This is a genomic window from Curtobacterium flaccumfaciens (genome assembly GCF_051548005.1).
Lineage (GTDB): Bacteria > Actinomycetota > Actinomycetes > Actinomycetales > Microbacteriaceae > Curtobacterium.
Genome location: NZ_JBPUGH010000142.1, coordinates 1 through 8,759 on the forward strand (window position 1 = coordinate 1; position 8,759 = coordinate 8,759).

Annotated in this window: 12 protein-coding genes; 5 read left to right on the forward strand and 7 right to left on the reverse strand. The window is 73.4% G+C overall.

Going from position 1 to position 8,759, the window contains the following annotated elements:
* Positions 1-480 (forward strand): MOSC domain-containing protein (locus ACSW7Y_RS14110; RefSeq protein ID WP_438126879.1); only part of this gene is annotated, 480 nt, incomplete at its 5' end.
* A 31-nt stretch (positions 481-511) separates the two neighbouring features.
* On the opposite strand, the gene ACSW7Y_RS14115 is transcribed toward ACSW7Y_RS14110, so the two are convergent.
* A complete protein-coding gene (locus tag ACSW7Y_RS14115; protein ID WP_438126880.1) occupies positions 512-895 on the reverse strand; it encodes an MmcQ/YjbR family DNA-binding protein in 384 nt (127 codons plus the stop codon).
* Positions 896-969: 74 nt separating this feature from the next.
* On the opposite strand from ACSW7Y_RS14115, the gene ACSW7Y_RS14120 reads away from it, so the two are divergent.
* Positions 970-1,269, forward strand: a complete 300-nt coding sequence (locus ACSW7Y_RS14120; protein WP_438126881.1) for an excalibur calcium-binding domain-containing protein — start codon at positions 970-972, stop codon at positions 1,267-1,269.
* A gap of 120 nt (positions 1,270-1,389) precedes the next feature.
* On the opposite strand, the gene epsC is transcribed toward ACSW7Y_RS14120, so the two are convergent.
* From epsC to ACSW7Y_RS14135, 3 genes are all read right to left on the reverse strand, one after another.
* The gene (epsC, locus tag ACSW7Y_RS14125; RefSeq protein ID WP_438126882.1) at positions 1,390-1,974 is read right to left on the reverse strand and encodes a serine O-acetyltransferase EpsC; all 585 of its coding nucleotides are present in this window, start codon (positions 1,972-1,974) and stop codon (positions 1,390-1,392) included.
* On the reverse strand, positions 1,971-2,909 hold the full coding sequence (gene cysK, locus ACSW7Y_RS14130) for a cysteine synthase A (protein WP_438126883.1): 939 nt from the start codon (positions 2,907-2,909) through the stop codon (positions 1,971-1,973). Before cysK ends, epsC begins: the two co-directional genes overlap by 4 nt.
* Positions 2,910-3,133: 224 nt before the next feature.
* On the reverse strand, positions 3,134-4,159 hold the full coding sequence (locus ACSW7Y_RS14135) for a dipeptidase (protein ID WP_438126884.1): 1,026 nt from the start codon (positions 4,157-4,159) through the stop codon (positions 3,134-3,136).
* A 42-nt stretch (positions 4,160-4,201) separates the two neighbouring features.
* Here ACSW7Y_RS14135 and ACSW7Y_RS14140 point away from each other — a divergent pair, with 42 nt between their 5' ends.
* Positions 4,202-4,816, forward strand: a complete 615-nt coding sequence (locus tag ACSW7Y_RS14140) for a GNAT family N-acetyltransferase (protein ID WP_438126885.1) — start codon at positions 4,202-4,204, stop codon at positions 4,814-4,816.
* The gene (locus ACSW7Y_RS14145; protein ID WP_438126886.1) at positions 4,813-5,292 is read left to right on the forward strand and encodes an SRPBCC family protein; all 480 of its coding nucleotides are present in this window, start codon (positions 4,813-4,815) and stop codon (positions 5,290-5,292) included. Before ACSW7Y_RS14140 ends, ACSW7Y_RS14145 begins: the two co-directional genes overlap by 4 nt.
* 26 nt (positions 5,293-5,318) lie before the next feature.
* Here the strand turns inward: ACSW7Y_RS14145 and ACSW7Y_RS14150 are convergent, their stop codons facing one another.
* Complete coding sequence (locus ACSW7Y_RS14150; RefSeq protein WP_438126887.1) at positions 5,319-6,038, reverse strand: VIT1/CCC1 transporter family protein; 720 nt, start codon at positions 6,036-6,038, stop codon at positions 5,319-5,321.
* Between the two features lie 183 nt (positions 6,039-6,221).
* On the opposite strand from ACSW7Y_RS14150, the gene ACSW7Y_RS14155 reads away from it, so the two are divergent.
* A complete protein-coding gene (locus ACSW7Y_RS14155) occupies positions 6,222-6,950 on the forward strand; it encodes a VOC family protein (protein WP_438126888.1) in 729 nt (242 codons plus the stop codon).
* Here the strand turns inward: ACSW7Y_RS14155 and ACSW7Y_RS14160 are convergent.
* Positions 6,910-7,401, reverse strand: coding sequence for a GNAT family N-acetyltransferase (locus ACSW7Y_RS14160; RefSeq protein ID WP_438126889.1), 492 nt, complete (start codon positions 7,399-7,401; stop codon positions 6,910-6,912). The genes ACSW7Y_RS14155 and ACSW7Y_RS14160 overlap by 41 nt on opposite strands.
* A gap of 4 nt (positions 7,402-7,405) precedes the next feature.
* A partial coding sequence (locus tag ACSW7Y_RS14165) for an LLM class flavin-dependent oxidoreductase (protein WP_438126890.1) occupies positions 7,406-8,759 on the reverse strand: 1,354 nt, incomplete at its 5' end.

The following is an 8,759-nucleotide window of genomic DNA, read 5'->3' on the forward strand; positions in this document are numbered from 1 at the left end:
CACCACGGCGGTGAGGACCAGGCGGTGTACGCCTACGCGGACGAGGACGCCGCGTACTTCGCCGACGTGCTCGGTCGCGAGGTCCCGCCGGGGCTGTTCGGCGAGAACCTCCGGACCAGCGGCCTCGACGTCACGGGGGCGGTCACCGGCGAACGGTGGCACGTCGGCGCGTCGCTCGTCCTCGAGGTCACGATCCCGCGGATCCCCTGCGGTACCTTCGCCCGCCGGATGCGCGTCGACAAGTGGGTGCGCCGGTTCACCGAGGAGGGCCGTCCTGGTGCGTACTTCCGCGTGGTCAGGTCCGGGCCGGTGCAGTCGGGCGACGTCGTCGAGGTGCGCGACCGGCCGGACCACGGGGTGACGATCGGCGAGCTCTTCGCGGGGGTCAGCGCCGAGCGGGCGCGTGCCGTGCTCGACGCGGGTCGTCCGGTGCCCGCGAAGGTGCGGGTCCTGCTCGACAAGGCGCTCGCGCGGGGCTGACCCGCGGAGCCCTCCGGGTGCGCGGGGAACGTCAGTCGGGCAGTGTGCGGCGGACGGGGTCGATCGGCCGCTTCGCACGCGGCAGCCCGGCGACCACGAGGTCGTACGCGTTCGCGACGAGGTCCTCCACGAGGGTCTCGTCGATGCCGCGGCCGGGTGCGAGGGTGATCCAGTGCCGCTTGTTCATGTGCCAGCCGGGCGTCACCTCGGTGAGGTCGCGGACGAGTGCGGCACCGTGCGGCGGCGCGCACTTCAGGTTGACGATCGGGACGCCCCGCAGCTCGCTCGTCATGACGAACATCTTGCCGACCACCTTGTAGACGAGGGCACCCTCGCCGAAGGGCGCGGTCTCCTCGACCGCGGGCAGACCCATCGCGGTCCGGGCGGCGGTCTCGTGCAGGGCAGCTCCGTCCATGCCCCCTAGCATGCCCGAGTGCGCGCCCCGATCGGGGGTATGAGTGATCCTCGCGGCGGGCCTAGTCTGAGCGGATGCAGATGACCCGAACCCTCAGCATGGCGGCCGCCAGCGTCGTCCTCGCCGCCACCGCCGTCGTCGGCGGCGCCTCGGCCGCACAGGCCGCCCCCACCGTCTACAAGAACTGTGACGCCGTCCACCGCGTGTACTCCGGGGGGATCGCGAAGAAGTCCGTCACCAAGAACAAGGTGACGTCTGGCGGCAAGGTGACCTACCGCGCGCTGAAGGGCACCGTCAAGAAGGACGACAAGCTCTACGCGGCGAACAAGAAGCTCGACCGCGACGCCGACGGCATCGCCTGCGAGCAGAGCTGACCCGACCACCCACCGGACGGAGCCGGCGCGCACGACGCGCGTCGTGCCTCCCGGTCGGACCCGGCGACCACGAGTCGCTCAGCGCACACTGCGCGCTCGTCGACGACCGCAGGCGGCCCGTCAGAGCGGCGGCACGCCCTCGTGACCGGAGCGCGGGCGGGCCGTCCCGGCCACACCGGTCACCACCGAGCCCGGCGGGACGTCCTTCGTGACGACCGTGTTCGCGCCGACGACGGAGTCCGCGCCGACCGTGATCGCCCCGATGAGGGACGACCCCGCACCGAGCACCACGCGGTCCCCCACGCGTGGGTGCCGTCGGGCCCCGGGGCCGTGCTCGCCGCCGCGACCGCCGAGTGTCACCCCGTGGAAGAGCACCACGTCGTCGCCGACCACGGCGGTCTCGCCGATCACGACCCCCATGCCGTGGTCGATGAAGAACCTCCGGCCGATCCGAGCGCCCGGGTGGATCTCGATGCCGGTGACCGACCGGGCGACCTGCGCGACGACCCGGGCGGCGAAGCGCGACCCCGGTAATCCGCGGGCGAGCCAGAGCCGGTGCGTCAGCCGGTAGGTCCAGATCGCGTGGAGGCCGGAGTACACGACCGCGTTCTCGAGGTCCCCGCGTGCTGCGGGGTCACCGCGGCGTGCTGCGGCCAGGTCCTCCCGGATGGTCCGCAGCACGCTGCGCCGTCGGGCTGCCGTCACGCAGTGAGTCCCTCGAAGAGGACGGTGGAGAGGTAGCGTTCGCCGGTGTCGCAGACGATCGCGACGATGCGCTTGCCGGCGTTCTCCGGGCGCGCGCCGACCTCGATCGCGGCGTGGATGATCGCGCCGGACGAGATGCCGGAGAGGATGCCTTCCTGGGTGCCGAGGTCGCGAGCGACGCGCAGGGCATCGTCGAGCTCGACGTCGAACACCTCGTCGATGACGCTCCGGTCGAGGACCTCGGGCACGAAGTTCGCGCCGATGCCCTGGATCTTGTGCGGGCCGGCCTTGCCCTCGGTCAGGAGCGGCGAGTCCTTCGGCTCGACCGCGATCACCTGGACGCCCGGCACGCGCTCCTTGAGGACCTGCCCGACGCCCGTGATCGTGCCGCCGGTGCCGACGCCCGCGATGAACACGTCGACGTGCCCCTCGGTGTCGCGGAGGATCTCCTCGGCGGTGGTCCGGCGGTGGATCGCGGCGTTCGCGGGCGTCTCGAACTGGTGCGCCAGGATCGCCCCGGGGGTCTCCTCGACGATCTGCTCGGCGCGCGCCACGGCGCCCTTCATGCCCTCGGGGCCGGGGGTCAGGACGACCTCGGCACCGTACGCACGGATGAGGGCACGACGCTCGACGCTCATGGTCTCGGGCATCGTGATGACGACCCGGTAGCCGCGGGCTGCACCGACCAGGGCGAGTGCGATGCCGGTGTTGCCGGACGACCCCTCGACGATGGTGCCACCGGCCTGCAGCTCGCCGGACTCCTCCGCCGCGTCGATGATCGCGACGCCCAGGCGGTCCTTGACGCTCGCGCCGGGGTTGTAGAACTCGAGCTTCGCGAGGATCTCGGCGCTGCCCTCGCGCGGCAGCCGGTTGAGCCGGACGAGCGGGGTGTTCCCGAACGCCTGCGAGATGTCGTCGTGGATGGTGCCGCTCATGTGGTCCGTTCCTCCGGGTCGGGCCGCGCCGCCGTCGGTGGCGGTCCGGCGTCCTGCGCTCCTGCGCTCCTGCGCGCGTGCACTGCGAGCCTACCGAGCGGAGCCGGGTTCCCCCTGGTCCGTGACGCGCCGCACCGAGCCGCACCGGGTACCGCGTACCGCGTGTCGCGTGTCGCGTGCCGCGTGCCGCGTGCCGCGTGCCCGGCCGCACCGGGTGCCGCGGGTCAGCGCACGCCCACGGTCCGCCCGAACGCCTCGTCCGTCGCCTCGAGCACCCGCAGGGCGTTGCCGCCGGCCAGTGCCCGCAGGTCGTCCTCGCCCCACCCCCGACGGACGAGCTCCTCCGCGAGGACCGGGTACCGCGACACGTCCCGCAGGTCCGGCGGCAGCACGGGCGTCCCGTCGTAGTCGCCACCGATCCCCACGTGCGCGATCCCGGCGACGTCACGGGCGTGCTCGACGTGGTCCGCGACCTCGGCGACGGTGACGAGCGGCGCCGCACCGACCGACCCGTCGTCTTCCCAGTCGGCGTACGCCCGCGACACGAACGCCGGCACGAAGGTGATCATCACGACGCCGCCGTTGTCCGGCAGCCGTTCGAGGACGTCGTCGGGCACGTTCCGCGGGTGGTCGCACACGGCCCGGGTGGACGAGTGGCTGAAGAGCACCGGCCGGGTCGCGACGTCGAGCGTGTCGTGCATCGTCGCCGGTGCGGTGTGCGAGAGGTCGACGAGCATGCCGAGGCGCTCCATCTCCGCCACGACCTCGCGGCCGCGGTCGGTCAGCCCACCGTGCGGGTGCGCTCCCGTCGCCGAGTCCGCCCACGGCGTGTCCTCGTTGTGCGTCAGCGTCATGTACCGGACCCCGAGGCGCGCGAAGGACCGCAGGACGGCGAGGTCGTCGTCGATGGAGTGACCGCCCTCGGCACCGAGCAGCGACGCGATCCGCCCCTCGTCGACCGCGGCTCGGACCTCTGCCGCGGTCCGGGCGAGGGCGAACGTCTCCGGGTAGCGCTCGACCATCCGGAGCGCGACGTCGATCTGCTGCAGCGTCGTGCGGACGGGATCGGGTTCCGAGCACGGCACGAACACCGACCAGAACTGTCCGACGACGCCGCCCGCGCGGAGCTTCGGCACGTCGGTGTGGAGGGACCCCTGCTCGGTGTCAATCCCCTCGACCGCTGAGTCGTGGTGGTCGCGCCGCTCCCAGGGCAGGTCGTTGTGGCCGTCGATCACCGGGAAGGCAGTCATCCGCCGACGGTACCGCAGCCCGCCCGTCGCTAGGCTCGCCGCATGGACCCCGTGACGCTCAGGACGGACCGCCTCGTGCTCTCGCCACCCGAGCGGTCCGACGCCGACGCCGTCATCGCGTACGCCACGGACCCCGACGTCATCGCGTACACCCCGGTGCCCGTGCCGTACGGTCACGCCGAGTTCGCGGAGTGGCTCGAGCGGTGCCGCACCGGCTGGGAGTCCGGCACGCGGCTCGCCTGGGCGATCCGTCGCCCGGAGGACCCTCGCCTGCTCGGCACCGTCGAGCTCTTCGGGATCGCGGACGGCTCCGCGGAGGTCGGGTACGCCGTCCACCCCGACGGCCGCGGGCGCGGCTTCACGACCGAGGCGGTCGCCCGCGTCGTCGACTGGGCCTTCGCCGAGCCACCGCACGGCCTCGGGCTCGTCCGGGTGCAGTGGCGTGCCATCGCCACGAACCTCGCCTCCGCGGCGGTCGCGCGCCGCGTCGGCATGTCGTTCGAGGGCCTGCGACGCTCGGGCAGCGTGCACCGCGGCCGACGGCACGACGAGGCGCTCGCCGCGGTCCTCCGCGACGACGACCGGTCCGCTCCGCAGGGCTGGCCCGCCGCTCCGCAGGGTCGGCCCGCCGCCCCGTCCGGCCGGCCTGACGCATGACGGTCCGGTTCCGCCTCGACACCCACCTCGACTGCTCGCCGGAGCGAGCCTTCGCGCTGTCGCTCGACATCGGCGCACACGAGCGATCGCTCGCCGACACCGGCGAGCGTGCGGTCGGCGGGGTGACCTCGGGGACGATCGGGCTGGGCGAGACCGTCACCTTCCGCGCGCGGCACCTCGGGTTCGTCTGGCGGCTCACGAGCCGCATCACCGCCCTGGAGGCACCACACCGGTTCGTCGACGAACAGGCGCGTGGGCCGTTCGCCCGGTTCCGGCACGAGCACCGCTTCGAGCGCGCCGGGACCGGCACGCGGATGGTCGACGACGTCGTCGTCACGGCGCCCTTCGGGCCCCTCGGGCGGCTCGCCGAGGTCGTCGTCCTCGGCAGCTACCTCCGACGCCTGCTGTCGACCCGGAACGCCGCGCTGGCCGCCGAGGCGCGTCGCGCAGCCGTCCCGCCGCCGACCGCGGACTGACGTCCGGCGGGGACGCGTCCCGGGCGTCAGACGGCGTGCGCCCCGAGCAGCGCACCCGCCGCGTACGTCGCCGCGAGCGCCAGCGCCCCACCGACGACCACGCGGACCGTCGCCCGCCCGCGAGGAGCCCTGCCGAGGGTCGCACCGGTCGCCCCCGTCACGGCGAGCGCCACGAGGACGGCGACCACGGTCACGGCCACCCGGACGGACTCCGGCGCCAGGAGCATCGCGAGGAACGGCAGCGCCGCCCCGGTCGTGAAGGTCGCGGCGGACACCCACGCGGCACGCCAGGGGCTGACGACCTCGTCCTCGGCGTCGCGGAGCGCGGCGGCCGCACGGTGCTGCCGGACCTCTGGTCGGACGAGCTCGGCGGCGACCGACACGGCGACGTCCGGCGCGACGCCGAGCGCGCGGTAGTGCGCGGCGATGGTGTCGGCGTCCTCGGAGTCGGCCTCGAGCTGCGCCTGCTCCGCGGCCTGTCCGGTGCGCTGCGCGTCGCGTGCACCGGAGACCGAGACGTACTCGCCGAGTGCCATCGACACCGCTCCGCCGACGAGCGCCGCGGTCCCCGCGGCGATGACCGGACCGGTGCCGGCACCCGCCCCGGCGACGCCGACGAGCACGGCGGCGACGGACACGATGCCGTCGTTCGCGCCGAGCAGCCCGGCACGGAGCCAGTTCAGCTTCGCGGCGCTGGTGGCGTCGTGATCGGTGGTGGGGAGCACGAGGTCCGTAGCGGTCGACATGCGTCGAGGATGCCACCGTCGAGCACGTCGCGCCAGCAAGGTGAGGCTGCCCTGATCTGGGGTTTTGTGGTGAGGGGAGCCTTACCTGAGCAGGCCTGCAGCGTGTGCGGCAAACCGCATCCTTCTCCGCACCGGAGCCGGACGCGGCGGGGCTCGGGAACCCCGCGCTGTCAGACTCGAGCAATGGGCAGGGGATTCAGGATCGACCACGTGGGCGTCACGGTGCCGGACATCGACGCTGCCACGGCGTTCTTCGAGGCGGCGCTCGACGCCGTCTTCCTCTACGACGTCCGCTGCCGGACCGAGGAACCGCGGGGTTCCTCGGAGGTGCACGGCTACCTGGGGATCCCGTCGACGATGGCGCAGGGTGCCATCAGGATGCTCGCGCTCCCCGAGGGGCCCGGGCTCGAGCTGTTCGAGTACCTCGGGCCCGACCAGCACTCCCCCGCGGTGCCCTCGGACCTCGGGTGGCAGCACCTCGCGCTGTACGTGGACGACATCGACGCCGCGCTCGAGAAGGTCGAACGTGCCGGTGGTGTCCGGAACTCCGACCCACGCGAGCTGCGCGGTGTCGAGGCCGGCGAGGGCAACCGGTTCGTCTACACCCGCACGCCGTGGGGCTCGACGCTCGAACTCGTCAGCTACCCGACCCCGCAGCCGTACCTGCTCACCGCACCCCGCGCGAAGTGGGCGCCGTGGCCGACGCCCGAGGACGCGCAGCGCGATCCCGTACCGGCGCTGCGGACCGCCGTCGCGTCCTGGGCGGACGGATCCCCGTTCCGCCGCGGCGGCGTCGACGCGCTCCACCCCGAACCGGGACCCGCGTGGTCGGCCCTCGTGGCGGACGCGTGGCGAGCGGTGGTCGCCGTGGTCAGCCCCCGGCGACCCAGGCGCGCGTCGGTCGACCGCTGACCGGGTGCGCGAACGGCTCGCCGACGGGCCGGAAGCCGGCTCCTCGGTAGAGCCGGAGTGCGGGGACGTTGTCCTCGAGGGCGTGCAGCACAACGCTCGCGTGTCCCGCACGCGCCGTCTCGGAGACGGCTGCTCCGAGCAGGTCGCGGCCGACGCCGCGCCCCTGCGCCCGCGGCGCGACCGCCAGGAGCGACAGGTACGCCGCGTCGGTCGGGTCGTCGACGCCCCCGGTGCCCGGCGCGGTCACGAGCACGAAGCCGACGACGCCGCCGACGTCCTCCGCCACCACGAGCGCGACGCGGTCCTCCCGGAACTTCGCGTCGGCGCGTCGGCGCACCGCGTCGGACTCGGGCTGGCCGTCCCGGACGGCGACGGCGGACACCCAGAGGTCCCTGCACACGGTGTCCTCGCCCTCCGAGGCTGTCCGGAGGACGAAGGACGGTACGGTCACCCGGTCAGCCTACGACCGACCGCTGGCCGACCCGGTAGCCGGCACCGCGGTGTTCCTCCGGCAGCCGGTCGCCGCGGCCGTGCAGCTTGTGCCGCAGCGATCCCTCCTCGTACCCCTCGGGGTAGACCCCGCGGGCACGCAGCTCGGGCACGACGAACTCGATGACGTCCTCCCACGTGCCCGGCGTCACCGCGTAGGCGAGGTTGAACCCGTCGACGTCGGTCTGCTCCTGGATCCGCTGCAGGGTGTCCGCGATCGTCGCGCCGGAGCCGACCGCGACCGGCCCGAGTCCGCCGATCGCGGTGTGCCGGGCGAGGTCACGGATGGTCCACTTCGAGCCGTCCGTGCCCTCGGCCGCGGAGATGTTCGCCGCCGCCGACTGGATCGCGTTCGACTCGACGTCGCCGAGCGGCTCGTCGAGCTCCCACTGGGACAGGTCGACGCCCATCCAGCCGGAGTTCAGCACGAGCGCGCCCTCCTCCGAGGCGTACGACAGGTAGTCCTCGTACTTCGCCTGAGCCGCCTCGTCGGTGGCGTCCGTGATGACGGTGAGCAGTGAGTAGACGCGGGCGGCGTACCGGTCGCGACCAGCAGCCTCCAGGGCGTCCCGGATCTTCGTGACCGTCGCGGCCAACTGCGGCAGCGTCGGTGCCCCGACGAACACCGCCTCGGCGTTCTCGGCCGCGAAGCGGACGCCGCGGGACGAGGCACCGGCCTGGTAGATGACGGGCGTGCGCTGCACGGACGGCTCGGACAGGTGGATGCCCGGGACGTCGAAGTGCTTCCCGTGGTGCTCGATCGGGTGCACCTTCGCCGGGTCGGTGAAGACGCCGGTCGCACGGTCCTCCACGACCGCGTCGTCCTCCCAGGAGCCCTCCCACAGCTTGTAGAGGACCTCGAGGTACTCGTCCGCGACGTCGTAGCGGTCGTCGTGCGACAGCTGGTCCGTCTGCCCCATGTTGCGGGCGGCGCTCGGCAGGTAGCCGGTCACGACGTTCCAGCCGACCCGACCCTTCGTGAGGTGGTCCAGCGTCGACATGCGCCGCGCGAAGGGGTACGGGTGCTCGTACGCGGTGCCGGCGGTGATGCCGAACCCGAGGTGCTCGGTCACCGCGGCCATCGCCGAGACGAGCAGCACGGGGTCGTTCACGGGCACCTGCGACCCCGTCCGGAGCGCGGACTCGTTCGATCCGCCGTACACGTCGTAGGTCCCGAGGACGTCGGCGATGAAGATGCCGTCGAACGCTCCGCCCTCGAGGATCGTCGCGAGTTGGGTCCAGTACGACAGGTCGTTGTAGTGCCGCGAGCGGTCACGGGGGTGGCGCCACAGCCCGGAGGACTGGTGCGCGACGCAGTTC